This is a genomic window from Thalassotalea agariperforans (assembly GCF_053470345.1).
Genome location: NZ_JBQMWH010000006.1, coordinates 1 through 19588, shown reverse-complemented (window position 1 = coordinate 19588; position 19588 = coordinate 1). Strand labels below are relative to the sequence as shown.

Here is a 19588-nt window from a genome sequence, read left to right as displayed (position 1 = left end):
TTTAAAAGTTTATTAACTTTGGCAGGATTTGAAATGAAAAGGCCAATATTGTCTACAATATTGGCCTGATAGCTTACATTCTATCGCTAAACTTATATAAAGTCGAGATACTATTTATAACGACGTTGGTAAAGCGAAGCATTTATTTTACGTGAAGACTCGATAAGCGGTTGGTATGGGCTGTCGGTGACAGAAACAAAACCAACGTTATAGTTTTCGCCATCATATGCACGTCCTGTGATCGGCGAATCAATATATTGAAACCAATGTGCACCAACAAAGTAAGGGTTGTCGATAACGGAATTCATGTAATCTTCAAACATATTTGCTCTGTCTTGCTGATCTGACGCATGAATTAAGCCTGGGTGGAATAAACCACTATCTCTCGCACCTACATGGTATTCACCAATGATAGCTGGCATATCAATTTCTTTTAGGAATTCCCATTTTTTCTTATGGATACCTTCTTTATATGCGTTATAGCTAACAACATCGACATACTTAGCTGAAGCTCTAACAACTTCTATTGGCATACCCCAATCAGGAAAACGTGCGCCCATATACATATGATTAGATAAATGTTTTGCTAATGCGGCATCAACAACTGCAAAGTATTTATCGGCATAAGCTGATAATAATAATGCGTAGTCATTGATTTGAGCTTTTGTATTTAACGAAGAATCAACACCTTGGTCAAATTCAGCCCAGCTCTTAATATCTTTTTGCCAAACTTTATTAAGAGCTTTTATATCCTGATATTTTTGTTTCATTAAGCGAGTAAATTCCGCTTTGGTTGGTACGTCTTTACCATTACGTTTTAGTGTATGAATCACAATACCGTAGTGAGCTTCATCAGTTTCTGAACGACCAAAGCTTTTTTCATTATCAATAAAAACACCAACACACCAAGGACTATTGTTAACTTCGCTTGCTACAACACTTGCGGTATAGTTTGCTCGTTCAGTAAATTCAGGATCAAATACGTCTGGGAGCGGAGACCAGAAGTCATTTCCACTTGAAACTGTTTTAAAGTCTCCAGTGATCCAGCCGTTTGCAAAATAAGGCACTTGCGTATTATCGTAAAAAGCAGGATCTGCCCAATTACCTAAAGAAGTAAAACCCCAGTTGGTCATACGATTTAATGTTGTTTCTTCCCAAGCTTCCATAAAATCAGGATTAATATCACTGTATTTACGTTCTAGGTTTGCAGAATAAAAGCTGAATGTTTCACCTTTTTTAAGCGGACCAGAATGGGCGCTACGACGATAGCCAAAGTGTTTACTTAGCGGCTCTGAATATTCAGGTAACCAATTAAACATGTTTGCTCGTGTATCAGACGCTTTTGTACGGTAAGGCACTGCAGAGTTAGGGGCGCGGTTTAAACCTTGCGAATCTTCGGGAGTTACATCATTAGGATCTTTTTTCTTAATAACGGAAGCCGGGAAGTCGTAACCTGTCATGGTTGAAGTATTTGATAAACGGATATTAGCAATACCCGAAGCAAAGTATATGTGTCCTTCAGGATCAATAAGAGACCATTTTCCATCGGTTTTTTCTGTTCTGAAATAACCTGTTGCCTTATATTTAGGACCAGAAGCCCAACCACTATATTTAGAACGGTCAACTATTTTTTGATTCGCAAATAATGTTGATTCAGCTTCTCTTTCTTTTATCAATTGCTCATCACTAAATACTTTACCATTAAAGTTTTCTTTAGCGTTTTGTCCGTATTTATCTACGATACCGGCAAGAAAGTTTTGATCCATTTTAGGATTGCTACGTAAGCGAATATTTTTAAGCTGAATTTGCTTATCAAAAATTGCACTTTGTACACTAATATTAATGCGTTTAATATCAGCTAAATTGAGGTTCTTTTTACCCCATAATGAAATAAATTGGACTTCGTTACTTTCCCATGTGTCAGGGTTTGAACGTAAACCTGAGGTAAAGTTTAGTTCAACGCCGTCCTTGCCTTCAGGTGTTGCTAAATCATGACCTTTCATTTTTGCGTAATAAGTATTAAAGCCACCAACCGGAATACTAACCGAACGGGTATAGTTATCACCATTACCATCGGTAATATCTAAATAAATTTGTGCTGAACGTTGGCCATGATTAGCAATATCAAATGCTAAGTTGAAATCAGAAAACTCGCTCCAATCCCACTTATCTTTAGGTTCGATTGCCACGCTAGTATAAGTAGAATTGGTGTTGTCAAAGGAGACATTGAGTTGGCCATCAACAATTTCACCTTTAGCATCAACATAAGACAAATTAACGTTAAGGTTTTCGTTGTTAAAATTAGCTAATTGTTTTAACACAGCTCCATCTGTACTTGTTGATTGCTGTTTTGCATTACCAGCATTTAAAACTGGTGGTTCGTTTTGACAACCAGCGGCTAGACAAGCAAACGCTGATATCATTGCCACATTTTTTAACATCTTCATATATTCTCCTATAGTCAGCTTAACGTTAGTATTGGCCTGACTCTTATATTGCTTAAAAACTGTACACTATATTCTTTATTATTTATGGAAACTTTTTTATATACTAAACCTAAAATTGAATATTGTTAACAAAAAATAGGGTTTGAATTAATTAAAATAAGTAAATCAATCCTAAATCCCCGATTAAAGTCGATGTAATTTCCAAGGGTAGCTTTGGTTTGCTCGCCACTGACCAACATAAATATTCTCATCATCGTCAACGCATAACCCATGGCAGTGATTAAATAAATTCCAAGAGGTTGACACTTGTTGCAATTGATCATTTTTGTAAATAGGGCTTTGTGCACCAATGGTGGCAACTAAACGATCAGATGAGTTAAATATAGCAATAAAACCTGAATCGTCTTTATTTTCACCATCTATATCAGACCAACATACTGGCGCATAAAAATGCTCACCTTTAAATACTGGTCCATGGATCCACGCACCAGGTACAGATAAAGTACTGATATAATCACCAGATAATGAAAAATATTTGATTGCTTGCTCAGCTCTTGAGCTGACCATAAGTTTTGGATTAAGTGGATCGCGCTGATCAATCTCAATGCCGTGGGTATTAATGAGATTGTAATTTTTATCGGCATTATCATGGCCACCCCAGTGGCGAATATAACGACCTTGGCTATCATATTGAATGATATAATCGGAGCCGTAACCATCAGTAACATATAAATCGCCATTAGCTGCAATAGCAATATCGGTTGGGTTAAATGGCATATCGGGAGTATAAACCCCAATTGTTTGCGGATGACTTATCGTGAATACTAACCGGCCATCCATGGTGAGTTTGGCAATAAAACCCGCCTGAGGTATCACTTTATTAAAAGGGGAATCCCATTTATCGGTTGATACCCCGTCCCAGCGGCGATTGAGGATCCAACCACTTTCTACTAAATAAATGTAATCTTCACCGTTTTCATTAACCACTTTAGCGGAATGTGCACCAGGAAACATAGTACCCCATGCATCAATTAGCTTACCGTCTTGGTTATAAATAATAATATTGTTTTGAGGATGATCAGTTGTCATGACAATATTTTTCTGTGAATCAAAGGCTAAACTGTGACAATTTTCAACAGGGTATTTGTTAGCGTCTAATTGACCCCAGTTACAGTCTACACGATAAGTAAAATCGCCATTACCTACGATCATTCCATGAGGATTATTACCATTTTTAGGCCTTGTTGACCCTGAAGGGATTGGAGATGAATTCACATTAGTCATGAATTTTCCTTATATATACGGTAAGAGAAGTTTATAAAGATGCTTTTATTTAATGCTTTATCACAATACTAACGAGTGAATATATTTAATTGTTAACAATTGCGGCTTTATAATGTAACATGAAAGCACTTTATTAAAAAGCCAATTAATAAATTGCTTAACATGGTATTTATATTTAGGTGGAAAGCTCGATCACCCAAATTTAAGGTGTGATTTTACTAAATGGCACTAATATTAAAGCTGCGGTAGTGATAACAGGTATTGGTAAACTATTGAATAGATAGACGTTGTATTGCAGCCGAAGTAAGAATAACAGTTCCCTATATTTTTGAGGGTATCTGGAATTGAATTTTAAACATTTAGAAAGCGCTTATATCAATACCTGCGCTAAATTAGCATGATTTTGAGGTTAATATGCAAGAGAAAAAATTAAGCTTAGCAAGTAAAAGAGCTATTGAACGTGGTTACGATAGTTTTGGTAGCGAGTGGTTAACCGAGTTCGATGTGCATGAATTAAAAGGTGACTTTGCTTTTGAAGAAGGCGTGATCCGTCGTGACCCATCATCGGTAATTAATGTTGATGGTATTTACCATGTTTGGTACACGAAAGGTGAAGGTGAAACAGTTGGCTTTGGCTCTGATAACCTTGATGATAAAGTGTTTCCGTGGGATTTAACAGAAGTCTGGCATGCTACCTCTAAAGATGGCGAGTACTGGGAAGAACAGGGCGTTGCTATTACCCGTGGTGAAGCCGGTAGTTATGATGATAGAGCCGTATTTACCCCTGAAGTATTAGCTCATCAGGGTAAATATTACCTTGTTTATCAATCAGTTCAGTACCCTTATACGAATCGTCAAATTGAACAAATTGCGATTGCTGTTGCTGATAGTCCTTTTGGTCCATGGAAAAAATCGGCACAACCTATTCTAAGCCCATCGCAAGATGGTGAATGGTTAGGTGATGAAGACAACCGCTTCATTGTAAAAAGTAAAGGTAGCTTTGATAGTCACAAAGTGCATGATCCTTGTTTAATGATTTTTAATGATAAATTTTACCTTTATTACAAAGGTGAAACTATGGGGGAAAGTATGAATTTTGGTGGCCGTGAAATTAAACACGGTGTTGCTATTGCGGATACTTTTGAAGGACCATATGTAAAATCTGAATATAACCCTATTTCTAATAGTGGCCATGAAGTTGTTGTTTGGAATTATCAAGGTGGTATCGCTTCGATGTTAACCACTGATGGACCAGAAAAAAACACCATACAATTTGCCCAAGATGGCATTAACTTCGAAATAAAAGCTCATATAAAAGGTGCGCCAGAAGCAATTGGTTTATACCGAGATCCGGAAGGAAAAGAGTTACCTAAACCAGGTTTAAGTTGGGGTTTATGCCATAAATATGATGCTAGCTGGAACTGGAACTATATTTGTAAATTTGTTCCAAGAAAACAAGTTTTAGATGCTGGTACCTTTCAGAACGTAGCGAGTTAATAACTAAGCTTGCCGCTAAAATTGACCTAATCTACTTTATCAATAAGCCATTAATCCATTCAGGTTAATGGCTTATTTTATATATAGATAGTAAACGTCCTGCCATCAGCACAATTCCTGCTTTAATATTTCAATTTAAAGTGTTTTAATTTATTTTATTGGAGCAACCCATGTAGCGCAGAAGACTTGATGATTGAAAAAACTTCGTTGATAAACAGATTGCCTGCGGCTTATCAGTGCTTAAGTTTTGTCAACAACACCAACTTCCTATTAACAACCTCAGCTGATGAATTATCGTTACCTGGCACAATAACACAACGGCGCCATTTTTAATTGAACTGCTTAACGGGCTAACATCATGAAGATGTTTACCAGCGTACCCGATGTTTTTCTTTATCGCAGTGCGGTTGATTTTCGAAAGTCGATAAATGGCTTAGCTGCTATTGTTGAGCAGCTGTACTAAAAATCGGCAAAATGCTTGTTCTGTTTTATAAAGCAAGGTTTATAGGTTTCTGTGTACATACAGTTTTTGAACAGCGTTATTTTATTCTGTAAAAATAAAGAGTAAATATTTACTAAAAAATCAGCTCTACCGTGGTACCTACTTTGGGCGTTGACTTCACCGACACTTGCCCGCCGTGAGCATGTATAATTTGCCTTGTTAAGCTCATACCTATACCGGTGCCATTGCGTTTAGTGGTGAAAAATGGTGTAAAAACATGCTCTAATATTTTGTCGTCTATGCCTGCGCCATTATCGTTAATAGCAACAACAATATGGCTACCGCGTAGTGATGCGGTAATGTTAATTTCGCCGTTTTTTTGTTGTTTACAGGCATCAGCGGCGTTGTTAATTAAATTTATTAATACTTGTTCAAACTGTTGTTTGTCGGCGCGTAAACTAAGATTTTCTGGCTCAACGTGTATACAAACTTTAATATTAAGTGGTGCTAACTTCGCTTGTTCTAACAACGCAATGGTTGTTAACAATTCGTGTAATGAAATGCTTTGAATATTGGGCGAAGGTAACTTGCTTAGCTGGCGATAACTATCCACAAAATTCATAATACCTTGGCTGCGCTGAGCAATCGTATTGAGTGCGCGTTTGGTTTCCTCAAGTTCTTGCTTGAGGGTTTCCTCTGGCAAGGCAAGAAGATCAGGTTGCGTTAAAATATCTCGGCAATTATCAGCTAACGAAACAATAGGGGTAATTGAATTCATCATTTCATGAGTTAATACGCTGATTAAATTACGCCATGCTAAATATTCAGCCTGATTAATTTCTCTACCAATGTTTTCAATGGTTACTATGGTTTGGTTTTTATTACCCAATAAAATATGGTTGGCAGAAAGCTTTAAGCTATAAGCAACTCCGTCGCGATACATTTTATGTAAAGCGAAGTTGTTACTACTTAAGCTAGTTAATAAATGGGGTAAATCAATGAAACTGGCGGATAAGTCTTGAAGAGTTGTTGGTGATTTTATTGATAATAATTGGCTAGCTGTTTGGTTAAACAAAGTAAGTCGCTCACGCTGATCAAACGCTAATATAGCGACAGGCGCCTGCCTAATAATGGCTTTTAAAAAGCTGTTTTCTGTTTGTTCTGTAATACGGTGTTGTTGAAATTTTTCGGTAATTTTATTTAAACTATCGGCTAATTCTTCACTTAAGCGTTTATTGCTATAGCGCTGCGAAAAGTCATCGTGATTAGCTGCTTGAAAGAATATTTCTAATAATTTTAATTGGTGTTCCCATAAATAAATAATGCCAATAACCAATAGTACGGCAACAATAATAAAAAGTACTTGGCTAAAATAGAATAATGGTTGCTGTATTAAATGAAAAATGCCAAATAACACTAGTGAATAAATACTAATTAAAGTGAGTAATTTGAGTCGATAACGCCAACGGAATTTTAGTTTCATAATTCATGCTTCTTTATACGGCGATATAACGATGTACGCGTAATACCTAGTTCTGTAGCTGCGTGGCTAATATTACCGTTATGCTTTTGAATGGCATGATTAATAGCCTGTTTTTCAATACGCTCGAGATTACAATCAGCAAAGGTATCTTTTGTTGTATGTGCTTGTGTTGCTAGTTGGAAATCTTGCTCGGTAAGAATATCGTTGTCAGTTAAAATTAATGCGCGCTCAACAGTATGGGCAAGTTCACGAACATTACCAGGCCAGCGATATTTTTTAAGTGCTTTTAAAGCCGCATTATCAATTGTTTTATGCGAAAGCTGATACTTACGTACATAGCGTTCAATAAAGTGTTGCAACAACAAAGGAATGTCGCTTTGTCGTTCGCGCAAAGGTGGTATTTGTAACTGTACGGTATTAATACGGTAGTATAAATCAGCTCTAAACAAACCTTCATCAACCAATGTTTGTAACGGCATGTTGGTGGCGCAAATTAATCTTACATCAACTTTTATTGCTTTGTCTGAACCTAGTGGTGTTACTTCTTTTTGTTCAATAACTCTGAGTAATTTTGCCTGCAAATGTAATGGTAAGTTACCAATTTCATCTAAAAATAAGGTACCGCCTGCTGCCGCCTGAAAGCGACCTGCGCGATCACTATTGGCGTCAGTAAAAGCGCCTTTTACATGGCCAAATAATTCACTTTCAAAAAGGTTTTCAGGTACCGCACCAAGGTCAACACTTAGCATAATGTTATTTGCCCGTTCAGAGCGTTGAAAAATTTCATGTGCTATGACTTCTTTACCAGCCCCATTTTCTCCTAGTATAAGTACATTAGCGTTAGTTTTGGCTGCTTTGTGCGCCATGTTAAGTAGCTGTTGCCAAGCACGTGATTCACCAATAGCAGTTGGCATTTTTTGCTGGTTTTGCAGAGCTTGCTGGCTAATACTAAGCTGTTTTATTTGTTTGCGAGAATGGCTCAATTGTTTTCTTGATTCACTAAGTAATAGCGCAGAATTAAGTGTGGCAAGTAGCTTTTCATTTTTCCATGGCTTTAACACAAAATCAGCAGCGCCTTGTTTGATTGCTTTTACTGACAGTTCCACATCGCCGTAGGCGGTCATCATGACAATAACGGCATTGGGTTCAATAGCTAAAATTTGATTTAACCAATACAAACCTTCGTCACCAGTATTTAAGCCAATAGCAAAATTCATATCTAATAAAAAAATATCAAATGGCGTTGTTTGCATGGTGCTGGCAATGTCATTTGGATCAGTTAAGGTGAGCACTTTTTGATAATGCCGTTTTAAGAAGATTTCAGCCGCTAATAAAATATCAGGGTCGTCATCAATGACTAATATATTAGCCAAATTTTTATTCATTTTATGCCCTCGTGCTTTTAATTGGCACGTTAGTTTCTTTTTTAGTGTACGTTATCGTACACATCAGTGTATAGCAAGCGCACACCTGTTGCCCTAGTGAATTTGTTATCTATATGAATATTAAGGGTTTAATGTTTGGCATGATGTTCGCTATTTAGGGTTACTTTTACTTGTTGTTATAGATAATGGATAGAAAAATTCAAAAAGCCAAGAAGTTTTCATGGAAACATATTTTACTTGTTGCTGCTGTTGTAGTTATTGCTGCTCTCTATGTAAATATGCCAAAAGCGGAAAAAAGTTTGACTGTTGAGAAAGAGCGTTTAGTGTTTTCAACCGTAAAAAAGGTGGCCTTTGAAGACTATATTTCATTACGAGTACGTGTTGAGCCATTTAAAAGCGTGTATTTAGATGCTATTGAAGGTGGTCGAGTTGAAGATGTATTGGTAGAAGAGGGCGATATTGTTATTAAAAATCAACCTTTACTGCGTTTAAGCAATACCAAGTTGCAATTAGATTTAATTTCACGCGAAGCACAAGTAAGTGAACAGTTGAATGATTTACGAAATACCAAACTCGCTATTGAGCGCAATAGGTTAAGCTTAAAGCGCGATTTAATTGAATTAGATTACCAAATAAAGCAATTACAACAGCAAGTAAAACGCCGTAGAAAAGTCGCTAATTTTATTGATGAAGAGCAGTTAGAAAATTTAACCAACGAATTAGCCTATTTAATACAGTGTCGTGAAGTAACCCTTGAAAGCCAAGAACAAGAAGAAAAAATGCGTATCGCGCAAATAGAACAACTTGAAAGTAACGTAGCTCAATTAGAAAAAAACTTATCAATAGCACGTAGAAATTTAGACAATTTATTAGTTAAAGCGCCAAGAGCTGGGCGTTTAACTTCTTTCGATATAGAAATGGGTGAAAGTAAAAGTCATGGTGAGCGTTTAGGCCAAATTGACGACATTTCAAAATTTAAGGCGGTTGGTTTAGTCAGTGAATTTTATTTGAGTCGTTTAGCTATTGGGCAAAAAGCACGAGTAAATATTGCGGGTAATGCATATGTATTAACGTTAAAGAAAATATACCCGCAAATTAATAATAACGAGTTTGAAATAGACTTACATTTTGATGACGACTGGCCCAAAAGTATACGTCGCGGCCAAACGTTAACGCCGCGTTTAATGCTGAGCGACAATGAGGAAGTGCTGCTTATTGACAGTGGTGCCTTTATGCAAGAAAGTGCCGGCACTTGGGTTTATGTTGTGAACGAAAATGGTAAGCAAGCTCATCGCCGTAATATTACCATTGGTAGAAATACGCCTGCGCAAGTAGAAATTATACAAGGCTTGAAAGAAGGTGAAATGGTTATTGTTTCAAGCTATAGCAACTTTAATCAACTAAACACAATAACAATCGAGGATAACTAATGATCCGCCTAAATAATATTAATAAAGTTTATCAAGCAAGTGATATAGAAACCTATGCGTTGCAAGACGTTAATCTGCAAATTGAAAAAGGTGAATTTATTTCGATTATGGGGCCTTCAGGGTGTGGTAAATCAACCTTGTTAAATACCTTAGGTATGCTTGACTCGCCAACATCAGGTGAATACTTCTTTGAAGGGGAAAATATTAGCAAGTTTTCTGAGCGTCAGTTAGCAAATAAACGTAAAGGCCAGATTGGTTTTATTTTTCAAAGTTTTAATTTAATTGACGAATTAACGGTTGCCGAAAACGTAGAGCTACCGTTACTTTATCACAAAATAGCCAGTAAAGAGCGTAAAGCAAGAGTGGATGAAGTACTAGCACAAATGGATTTAAACCACCGTGCTTCACATATGCCTAATCAGTTATCTGGTGGACAACAACAACGTGTTGCCATTGCTCGCGCCTTAGCTACTAAACCAGCGGTTATTTTTGCCGATGAGCCAACCGGTAACTTAGACTCGAAACACGGCGATGAAGTGATGGAGCTGCTAAAAAATTTAAATGAAGCAGGTACTACTATTTTAATGGTAACGCATTCGGCTTATCACGCTGAATATGCTAACCGTATTATTCATTTGTTTGATGGCCAAGTCGTCACACAAAATAATAAGGTAGAGGTAGTATAATATGCTCAAAAACTACTTATTTATTGCGTTAAGGAATATTTTAGCCAATAGGCTTTTTAGTGTTATTAATATTTTAGGTTTAGCGTTAGGTTTAGCTATTTGCTTTTTAATTTTAATTTTTGTGCGCTACGAAAGCTCGTTTGATGATTACTACAAAAATGCTGAAAACACTTACCGCGTAACACGTCATTATAATGCCGACGACATTCATAGTGCTGGCATCGCACCACCTTTTAAAGAAGCACTTGAAAGTAACTTCAATGAAATAGAGTCGCTTAGCTTAATGGGAATGGGGTGGAATTTTATACTTGGCAACGAAGAAAACACGGTTGTTATTGACGACATGCTAATGGCTGAAAGTGACGTGTTTGATACTTTTAACTTTACGGTATTAGCTGGTGATAAAGAAACGGCCTTAACAAGGCCTTCCACCATTGTATTAACTGAATCAATGGCGAAAAAATTCTTTGGTGATAAAGATCCTATTGGTGACTACATTTTAATGAATAACACCCCAACAGAAGTAACAGCGGTTATTGCTGACCAACCTGAAAATACGCACTTACAGTTTAGTGTATTATTTTCACTTGAATCGATGCGCCAATGGGTGCCAGCCGATTTGAAAAATTGGGACTTAAATTATTACTATATATATTTGCGTTTAAAAGAAGGTGTTGAAGCGAGGCAATTAGAAGCCAAGTTCCCTGTGATGATGCAGCAGTTAGGTGACAATGTTACTGATACACAGTCACTTAAATTGCAGAAAATTACCGATATTCACCTCTTTTCTGACTTATTATATGAAATAAAGGCCAATGGTAGCTATGTTATTGTTTATAGCTTTTCGGTTATTGCTTTAGTTATTTTATTAATCGCTTGTATTAATTTTATGAACTTAAGTACTGCACGCTCAACACAGCGCGCGAAAGAAGTGGGTGTACGTAAAGTTTTAGGCGCAACTAAACGCCAGCTTATGGGGCAGTTTTTAATTGAATCGATTTTAATGACAATGGTTGCCATGCTTTTAGCTTGTGCCGTTGTTGAATTAAGTTTGCCTTGGTTTAGTGCTTTTATTGAACGAGATTTAATACCAACAAGCTTTTATTCAACAGATGTTTTATTAGGCATTATAACGACAACGATTTTAGTTGGTTGTTTTGCCGGTAGCTATCCTGCCTTTTATATTTCACGCTTTAATGCTGCCCAAGTATTAAAAGGTGCTTTAAGTGAAGGAAAAGGACATGGAAAAAGCCCCGTTTATTTGCGTAAAGTACTCGTAGTGTTGCAGTTTACTATTTCAATTACCTTAATTGTGGCAACCATTGTTGTAGTAAAGCAGGCTGAGTTTGCTCGCCTTAGCGACCCAGGTTATGACCGTAATAATAATATTGTTTTGCCGTTAAGTAATGCTAAAGGCTTTGAGAGTAGAAATGCTCTATATAAATACTTTCGTGAGCGTTTAATAGCGCATCCCGGTATAACATCAGTAACGGCGGCACAGCAACTGCCAACATCACCATTACGCGATATGTGGTCTTATGTACGAGAAGATCAAAATATTGTAGCTGAAAATTTAATTAGCTTACCTACACTAAATGCGACGTTTCAATTTTTTGAACACTACCAAATACCATTAATTGCTGGGCGTTATTTTTCAGAAAGCCACGGTGACAACTACGTGATTGTTCCAACTAACGAAAATCCTGTCGGTAGTGGCATTGCTGTTATTAGTCGAACATCAGCAAAAATATTAGGTTATACACCAGAAGAGGCTGTGAATAAGCTGATTAAAATACCCTTTCCTCCGGGTTATACCAATTACAAAATTGTGGGCGTGGTGGAAGATATTCACATGGGATCTTTACATGAAAATAAACAACCCCAAGTGTATCACCTTGTTAAAGGAGAAGAGCGCTTCGTCAGTATTCGTTTTGAACCTAACAAATTGTCTCAGGTACTTGAGCATATTGATGCACTTCATCTTGAAATAATGCCAACCGTACCTAATGCTCGTACGTTTTTAGATGATAATTTTCATGCCATGTATCAGAAAGAAGATAAACAAGCACAAGTTTTTGCGTTCTTTTCTGGCTTGGCTATTTTTGTTGCCGCTCTTGGTTTATTTGGCTTAGCTTCGTTTACTGCTGAACGTCGTCGTAAAGAAATTGGTATTCGCAAAGTGATGGGCGCTTCGGTATTCGATATTGTATGGCTGCTCACCAGTGAATTTTCCCTATTGGTGTTATTAGCCAATGTATTTGCTTGGCCCATTGCTTATTTTTCTATGCGAGCATGGTTAGCAGGTTTTACCGAGGCAATCGATTTAAGTTTTGAGTTATTTTTAATATCGGGTTTATTACCACTAATATTGGCGTGGATCATTATTGCAGTACTAGCCACATGTACTGCTATGGCTAAGCCTGTTAATAACTTGCGTTATGAATAAAAAGGTTTGGACATAAGCGAAAGGAAGCTCTCGTGTGTTGGCAACATGGACTGTTGCCTTTTTAGAGATGGGGGCCATAACATATATTGGGGTGGCAAATTTGGCGTGCAATTCATGCCATAGGCGCTTGCAAATTATTTTTCAATTATGTATTCATGTGCCGATTAGAGTTTACATCTATCTATATATTGAGAGTTATTTGTTTTAACTAGGTCATCAGATCTTAAATTAAGTATAAGTAACTCTCACGTCTTAGTTAAATTAAAAACTTCTACGCTTGAATTTCCAACCTGATACTAAGTTCATGCCTAGGTATTGTTGTTGTAGAAAGGTATTAATATAAATTCTCTACTGAATAACCCAAGCTTAGTCAATTATTAGGTTTATATCGCAAACTGATCTAAAAATAGAGATACGCGCAATGTCCAATACTGAAAGGTATCGGACTTAATTGGGGTTGTTTCGCTTTTTAACTTGAAACAAATTGTATAACGTTACTATGTTTACTCTTTTCTAATTAATCCACTAACTTAAACTATACTATCGTCCACATCATTTGTTACCCCTCTAAAATCACTGGTTAGATGCCGATCTAGTATTTCTATATTTTGATTTAATTTTCAAAATTTAAATAAAGATCTACTGTTCATACTGACTCCTTAGGGAATGTTCATATCATTAACCAGTTTATATAGTACTTCCTTAACTTGCTGTTTGTTATTTAATAACAATATCACAAGCCTTTTTTGCTAAACATTTTAGGTTTTTATTAAATATATTCTACTCATACATCTCCAACAAAACATTAAAATTAACCTATATATAACAATCATTTAAGGTTAGTTTATAGCTTATTTTTTCAAAATAAACGTTGCTCTATGACGATTAAATACTTTTCGTAGTGATTTACATCACTAGATTTTACGTAGATTCAGCTTCTACTTCATTAACTCATGTAATTTAACCCAGTATTCATCATTATCTGAATTTTATTACTTCTATTCTAAGCCAATTATATTATACCTCAGAAAAGTGTGTCTACCTTCAAAAAGCTTTATTTATAAAATGTAGTTCGTTGCCATTTTATTCTAGTCAACTCTTGCTAAATAAGTATTCAGGTGATTGACTCTTTGTAAGTAAGGTTAATATTTGGTTTGATTGACTCCCTATTTAAAAACATCTACTCTTGGAGGTAGACACACTTTTATGGCGTTTAACATGGGTGATACAGAGCAACTAATTAAAACAATGGATCAGCTTAATTCATTAACCAAACAACTGATCGAATGTTGTCAATCTCAGCAACCACAATATATCGTATTTGAAATTGAAAAAATTAAAACGGATGATGAAGATAAGGTTTTACGAGATGGCATCCAATCATTAAATGTATCTCCATTGTTCGATAATAATCCTCGCCAACTTTATCAAGTACTTGCTAGTTGGAAGCAATTTTATAAAGCAGATGGTTATTCAACTAAGTTTGTTGATAGGCTGCCAGGTATTGTGGTGATCACAGAAAATTGTCAAATGATTAAAACACTAGTTGATAAAATTAATCGAACCAAAGATATCATCGCTAGTATTGTTCGTAATGGCCGCGACCAATATGAACGTCATAAATTTATTCACGACACATTCAACTTTATTATGACAGAGCAAGTTTATCGACATATCCATTATTTTGAACATGATGTTTCTAATGCCTGGTTTAATTGGGCAAGACGCCCTGTTCCAAAAACCTATTCCATTGAACAAGCATTAAAAATGTTGGAAGAACAATTCAACAGGCCAAAATATTTTATTGCTGAAAAAGATTGGCAGCAAATGATCACAGCAGCCATTAATGATGTTAATTCAGGAACTTTCGATTATATTCAGCAACTAAAAGATTACCGTGTTTTACCAACCATAGAGTTACAATATATAAATGAAGATAATATTAAAAAGCGTAAGAAGAGTAATGCGACTACCCCTGTCATATTGCTCGGTCAAAATAATAAAACGTTACCTAAATTCTCTAACTTAAAGGCATATATTAATAAGAATAAAGATCAGGCGATAAAACTACGAACCAACAAAACTATGATTAATCCTTACTTAAAACTTGTTGGTGTCAAAACCTTAAGTTAGTAAGCAATCACTTATTTTAAGTATTCTGTATCATTCCGGGTAAATATAAATTTACAGTTTTATTAACTTCAAAAGTTAATATATCTTCTAGTGTTATTAATCCAGATAATTAACTATTTAACCCGTATCAAATAACAGTGTTTCTCTTGACTGCTTCCCTTCTCTATCATTAAATATTAAATCTTTAACTTTATAAGTACCCGAAAATAAATCATTCTTTGTATTTATTTCAAACGTAGAAATATTAACTTGTGAATTTTTCTTAATATTAACACTAGCTTTAAGCCGAATATTAAAACCATTAATTTTCATTCGAGCAGTTTCTACAACAAGACCATCGATATAACCATCAGACGCAAGTGCTTTAAAATATTTACTTGCTGTTTGTCTAGATAGACCACACCAAACTTCAGCAAATGAAAAACTAAATGCAACTTCAGAATCTTTAAAATGATTCAACACAGCTCTACAACGTTGAAGTAATAATAAATTTTCATAAAATTTTAATAAGTTACCAAATAAAGCATTGTTAGATTTAACCGGTATAACATCGGGCAATACAATAACATTTGCTGCAACTAAAGCTCTAATTAACCAAACCACAGAAGTAGATGGTGTCCACCTTTCAAAAGGTATTTTTTTTCCTGTTTGCTGACAAGCATAAACATAATGAAGATCAAATATTGGATTATCACTATCCTCATCTTTAAACGATCGATAAAGCACCCTACCCTGATTATCCCCTCTAGATTTGATAATAAGACCAGTACTTGGTTTTCTATCTTTATCATGCCAAGGCATAACAGAATGTAACGCGGTACTAGTAAACTTATCATGTGATAATTTACTTTTCTCAACATTTAAACCAATTAACTTAGCAAGGGCTAATCCAACACCGGTATTAGAAGTTAATTCATTTAACTCTAGAAGAGATAGATTCGGATTTACAAACTGAGGCACATCAAAACCACATAAGTTAACAGAGCCTTTCGATTTTAACTCAGTAATACGTATATCTGTGTTAAGTAGTTCGTTATTTCTTTCTATTTGTTTGTTTTTAATAAATTTATCAGGATTTAAATTACTTTTATTTCCATTAACTATGGTTTCTTTATTACTACCTAGTTCTTTATTTGGTAAATAAAATATCGCATTGGCTTGTTGAGTTACTAAATCACAATCGAGTTTATATTTATCAATTAATGCTAAATATAAAAAATTGTATTCTTTGGCTGTAACACTTCTTTCTAGTGGGATCACTATTCGCCATCTTTGTTGTTCAAGTTTTTTATTTGACGAATAAGTTTCCCAAGCAATAAAGTTAAATTCTTTTAACAGAGTTTCTAAATCATTTTTTGAATAGCTATAATTTTTTCCATCGAGATCAAAAATTATTAAATCTGAAGATATGCTTGATTCTACGGTTCTACTTTTATTTTTAAATAATGTTGAATTGAAAAGAGGAACCTCACCTTTTATTTCCGATTCGGTATAAGTAGTTAATGTTTCTGATAATTCTTTAAAGGTTAAGTAGCCATAACTAGCAACATTATCTTCAAGATCATCAAAGAGAGATATTCTATATCTGCGTTCTTGACTAATTGATTTTAAGAAATGTTTCTTAGTTTCCATGGGTAACCGTGACATATTTATATTTTTATATATGTTCGGTTAAAAGAGGTGTTATTGGAAGTAAATTAGTAAAAATATAATATTTATGATCCATTAGTGGATCATAAATATTTTGTTAGGATCATTAAAAAAAGATCATAAAAACAATAAATTAAAATTATTTCTCTAGTTCATCGATCAAATTTTTGAAATATTTTGTTAGATCTGATTTCTTGTTTAGATCATATTTATTTATATCAATATTTGACCAATTTCTCACATCTTCAAAGAGTAATTTTTCAATGATAGATTTCTCTTGTGGTAAGGTTACTTTTACTTTAGTTGCTTTTTTCTCTGTTAGTTCTTTGTTTTTTGAACCTTTTAGTTCTAACTCTTCTAGTTTGGTCGAAAATGCTTCAAGCACCATGGCAGAAGATAATCTTTTACCATGGATAATTGTGAGTGCTTTATAGACCTCATCCATAATTTGATGTGCTTGATGATAAGATAAATTAAATGCTTTTTTCTTTATAACATCAATGCATTCAGGATTTTCCATAAATCGTTTTATTTTAAAATATGTTGCCCTGCCTACACTTAAAGCGACCCAAGGGGTTGCATGATTTTTCAAATTTAATTCAGCATAAGTATCACGTAATGAGACCAGCTTTTCATAGCCGGTTTCTGAACGTTTGGTATTATTTTCTAAATATATTTTTTGGTTTTGTTTTTCAGTATTTGATGCCAGAATAAAATTGTAAATATGTTCGCGACCAAAAGCATAAACTAAATAACAATAGCGTTGGTGACCAAACACTAAACGATATTGTTGGCCCCCTACTTTGTAGATTGAAGGTTTTTCTACAACATCACCGCTTTCTTTTACACTTTCTCCACTTGTATGTACAGCATCAACAAAACTATTTATAACATCTAAAATTGCTTTATTATTACTATCAATATTGTGAAAACAAACGCCCTTACCAATAAATATACCTTCACGTTCAGGATCATAAATATCATCGTGTCTGATGTACTTATCCATTTCTTTAAAGTCGGCAGATAAACTACCGCCCTCTTCTATCGCTATATCTCTTTTACGGTATTCTCTAACAATGTTATTTACCGGAATTTTTTCTAGATGATCTAAAACAAAAGATTTTACGTTATCTTCTGCCACTTCATTTTCTTTTAATAACTCAATAATTGAATCCGGAATAAATCTTATGAGTTGTGTAACTACTCTTTTATTAAAATAACTTAAATTTACACATGACAAGGCTGTATTTTCAGCATGTAACAGTTGTTTTGGTTTTTCTTTTATTACAGGTTCTATTTTTTGCTGCTCTTCTATTTTTTGATCAGCAGCAGCCATAATATTATCTAATGAATTTGTATCACTAAACTTCCGTTTTTGTCTTGCCATTATTATGCCCCTTTCTGCTCTTCAATAAATTTATCTATATCCACACCTACATCAGCGTAAATATCTTTAAGTACGTTTTGAGCAAAATGATAATAAAAGTTTCTCATTTGTTGTGCGGTTTCAGCATCTTTCATGTAATCGTAATTCAATGGATCTTGTGGCATCTCGGTTGTTTTAAATGCTACCCGGTCTACTAACATTAAGTTACTGCTTAAGTGTTCTCTATGATTATCTCTGATCTTGATGAGATGTTTCTTTTCATCGTTGGTTATTTTTTTGCTCGATAATTTATTTAGCAATATACCAACTACGTTTAAAGGATTGTTTTTTTCCCTAAATAACTGATTATTATTTTCTATATCGCTAAGAATGCCTGGTAATGCAACCTCTGAATTCCAAGAGTCTAGAGCCCCTACCACCAAACAATCCGATGCTGCAGCTAGCGCACCTGTGGCAGCGAATGTTTTTGATGGCGGAGTATCAATAATGACTAAGTCATAATCTTCTTCAACGAACCTGATCAGCTTTTTAAATTGTGTGCTTGTTGCCATAGCAACAGTTTCTTCACCTTCTTTAAACTCTAAACCGTTAAAGTTATCGATATGTCCGTCGGATGGTAATACCATTAGATTTTCATATTGCGTTGGATATTCCATAAAGTCATTACCCATAAATACATCGGTAATGTTGTATACGTTGCCATCTTCGCAATCAGGATTTTTAGGTAATAATACTTTTTCGAATACCACTTTTGCGCCAAAGTGTTTTAAGAAGAAATAAGTAGAATTTTGCTGAGAATCAACATCAATAAATAATACTTTCAGCGGTGGTAATTTTTTATCAGGTCCACCAAATGCAGCATTAACAGCTAAAGATATAGAGGCAAAAGTTTTACCTACGCCCCCTTTTCTTGCAGCTACCGCACAAGTCCGCATTGGTGCTTTAGTACGAGCTTTATCTTCCATAGTTCATCCAGTTTTATTTTTAATCTGGGTATAATTTATCAGTATTTAAATTAAAAATATAATTTTTTTATGGATCTAAACCTTATTATTTAACTTTTTAACGCCCTTTTATTGAATGTGTCGTATTTTTTATTTATTTCCAAGTTATCACCTCTATTTTTGGTCCAATACTTGGACTAAACAGTAAACTCAATTTGCAGTCCAATACTTGGACTAAACAATAAACTTAATTTGAAGTCCAATACTTGGACTAAACAATAAACTTAATTTGAAGTCCAATACTTGGACTAAACAATAAACTTAATTTGAAGTCCAATACTTGGACTAAACAATAAACTTAATTTGAAGTCCAA

12 protein-coding genes are annotated in these 19588 nt (G+C 34.9%); 5 read left to right on the top strand and 7 right to left on the bottom strand.

Annotation, left to right across the window (positions count from 1 at the left end):
• Positions 1-110 precede the first annotated feature (110 nt).
• Together ACSLUO_RS09930 and ACSLUO_RS09925 are read right to left on the bottom strand one after the other, a co-directional pair.
• Positions 111-2447, bottom strand: a complete 2337-nt coding sequence (locus tag ACSLUO_RS09930; RefSeq protein WP_448248376.1) for an agarase — start codon at positions 2445-2447, stop codon at positions 111-113.
• Between the two features lie 183 nt (positions 2448-2630).
• Positions 2631-3731, bottom strand: coding sequence for an NHL repeat-containing protein (locus tag ACSLUO_RS09925; RefSeq protein WP_448248375.1), 1101 nt, complete (start codon positions 3729-3731; stop codon positions 2631-2633).
• A gap of 414 nt (positions 3732-4145) precedes the next feature.
• On the opposite strand from ACSLUO_RS09925, the gene ACSLUO_RS09920 reads away from it, so the two are divergent.
• Complete coding sequence (locus ACSLUO_RS09920) at positions 4146-5228, top strand: glycoside hydrolase family 117 protein (RefSeq protein ID WP_448248374.1); 1083 nt, start codon at positions 4146-4148, stop codon at positions 5226-5228.
• Between the two features lie 575 nt (positions 5229-5803).
• Here ACSLUO_RS09920 and ACSLUO_RS09915 read toward each other — a convergent pair.
• Both ACSLUO_RS09915 and ACSLUO_RS09910 read right to left on the bottom strand, forming a co-directional pair.
• A complete protein-coding gene (locus ACSLUO_RS09915; protein WP_448248373.1) occupies positions 5804-7153 on the bottom strand; it encodes a sensor histidine kinase in 1350 nt (449 codons plus the stop codon).
• Complete coding sequence (locus tag ACSLUO_RS09910) at positions 7150-8538, bottom strand: sigma-54-dependent transcriptional regulator (protein WP_448248372.1); 1389 nt, start codon at positions 8536-8538, stop codon at positions 7150-7152. The genes ACSLUO_RS09915 and ACSLUO_RS09910 overlap by 4 nt, the downstream gene beginning before the upstream one ends.
• A 185-nt stretch (positions 8539-8723) precedes the next feature.
• Between ACSLUO_RS09910 and ACSLUO_RS09905 the strand changes: the two genes are divergently transcribed.
• The 4 genes from ACSLUO_RS09905 to ACSLUO_RS09890 all read left to right on the top strand — a co-directional run bounded on the left by ACSLUO_RS09905 (position 8724) and on the right by ACSLUO_RS09890 (position 15233).
• Positions 8724-9968 carry an efflux RND transporter periplasmic adaptor subunit gene (locus ACSLUO_RS09905; RefSeq protein WP_448248371.1) on the top strand — a complete coding sequence of 415 codons (1245 nt, stop codon included), beginning with the start codon at positions 8724-8726 and terminating at the stop codon, positions 9966-9968.
• Positions 9968-10654: an ABC transporter ATP-binding protein gene (locus ACSLUO_RS09900; RefSeq protein ID WP_448248370.1), complete on the top strand. Its 687-nt coding sequence runs from the start codon at positions 9968-9970 to the stop codon at positions 10652-10654. The genes ACSLUO_RS09905 and ACSLUO_RS09900 overlap by 1 nt, the downstream gene beginning before the upstream one ends.
• A 1-nt stretch (position 10655) precedes the next feature.
• Positions 10656-13100: an ABC transporter permease gene (locus ACSLUO_RS09895; RefSeq protein ID WP_448248369.1), complete on the top strand. Its 2445-nt coding sequence runs from the start codon at positions 10656-10658 to the stop codon at positions 13098-13100.
• Between the two features lie 1206 nt (positions 13101-14306).
• Positions 14307-15233: a DNA replication terminus site-binding protein gene (locus ACSLUO_RS09890; protein WP_448248368.1), complete on the top strand. Its 927-nt coding sequence runs from the start codon at positions 14307-14309 to the stop codon at positions 15231-15233.
• A 117-nt stretch (positions 15234-15350) separates the two neighbouring features.
• On the opposite strand, the gene ACSLUO_RS09885 is transcribed toward ACSLUO_RS09890, so the two are convergent.
• From ACSLUO_RS09885 to ACSLUO_RS09875, 3 genes are all read right to left on the bottom strand, one after another.
• Positions 15351-16865 (bottom strand): hypothetical protein, encoded by a 1515-nt coding sequence (locus ACSLUO_RS09885; protein WP_448248367.1) that lies wholly within the window; start codon positions 16863-16865, stop codon positions 15351-15353.
• A gap of 157 nt (positions 16866-17022) precedes the next feature.
• Positions 17023-18270: a hypothetical protein gene (locus ACSLUO_RS09880; protein WP_448248366.1), complete on the bottom strand. Its 1248-nt coding sequence runs from the start codon at positions 18268-18270 to the stop codon at positions 17023-17025.
• A gap of 2 nt (positions 18271-18272) precedes the next feature.
• Positions 18273-19235 carry a ParA family protein gene (locus tag ACSLUO_RS09875; RefSeq protein WP_448248365.1) on the bottom strand — a complete coding sequence of 321 codons (963 nt, stop codon included), beginning with the start codon at positions 19233-19235 and terminating at the stop codon, positions 18273-18275.
• Positions 19236-19588 lie beyond the last annotated feature (353 nt).

Excerpts from the sequence above, each read along its gene's own strand:
- ACSLUO_RS09930 (WP_448248376.1), bottom strand. The coding sequence starts at position 2,447 with ATGAAGATGTTAAAAAATGTGGCAATGATATCAGCGTTTGCTTGTCTA.
- ACSLUO_RS09925 (WP_448248375.1), bottom strand. The coding sequence starts at position 3,731 with ATGACTAATGTGAATTCATCTCCAATCCCTTCAGGGTCAACAAGGCCT.
- ACSLUO_RS09920 (WP_448248374.1), top strand. The coding sequence starts at position 4,146 with ATGCAAGAGAAAAAATTAAGCTTAGCAAGTAAAAGAGCTATTGAACGT.
- ACSLUO_RS09915 (WP_448248373.1), bottom strand. The coding sequence starts at position 7,153 with ATGAAACTAAAATTCCGTTGGCGTTATCGACTCAAATTACTCACTTTA.
- ACSLUO_RS09910 (WP_448248372.1), bottom strand. The coding sequence starts at position 8,538 with ATGAATAAAAATTTGGCTAATATATTAGTCATTGATGACGACCCTGAT.
- ACSLUO_RS09905 (WP_448248371.1), top strand. The coding sequence starts at position 8,724 with ATGGATAGAAAAATTCAAAAAGCCAAGAAGTTTTCATGGAAACATATT.
- ACSLUO_RS09900 (WP_448248370.1), top strand. The coding sequence starts at position 9,968 with ATGATCCGCCTAAATAATATTAATAAAGTTTATCAAGCAAGTGATATA.
- ACSLUO_RS09895 (WP_448248369.1), top strand. The coding sequence starts at position 10,656 with ATGCTCAAAAACTACTTATTTATTGCGTTAAGGAATATTTTAGCCAAT.
- ACSLUO_RS09890 (WP_448248368.1), top strand. The coding sequence starts at position 14,307 with ATGGCGTTTAACATGGGTGATACAGAGCAACTAATTAAAACAATGGAT.
- ACSLUO_RS09885 (WP_448248367.1), bottom strand. The coding sequence starts at position 16,865 with ATGGAAACTAAGAAACATTTCTTAAAATCAATTAGTCAAGAACGCAGA.
- ACSLUO_RS09880 (WP_448248366.1), bottom strand. The coding sequence starts at position 18,270 with ATGGCAAGACAAAAACGGAAGTTTAGTGATACAAATTCATTAGATAAT.
- ACSLUO_RS09875 (WP_448248365.1), bottom strand. The coding sequence starts at position 19,235 with ATGGAAGATAAAGCTCGTACTAAAGCACCAATGCGGACTTGTGCGGTA.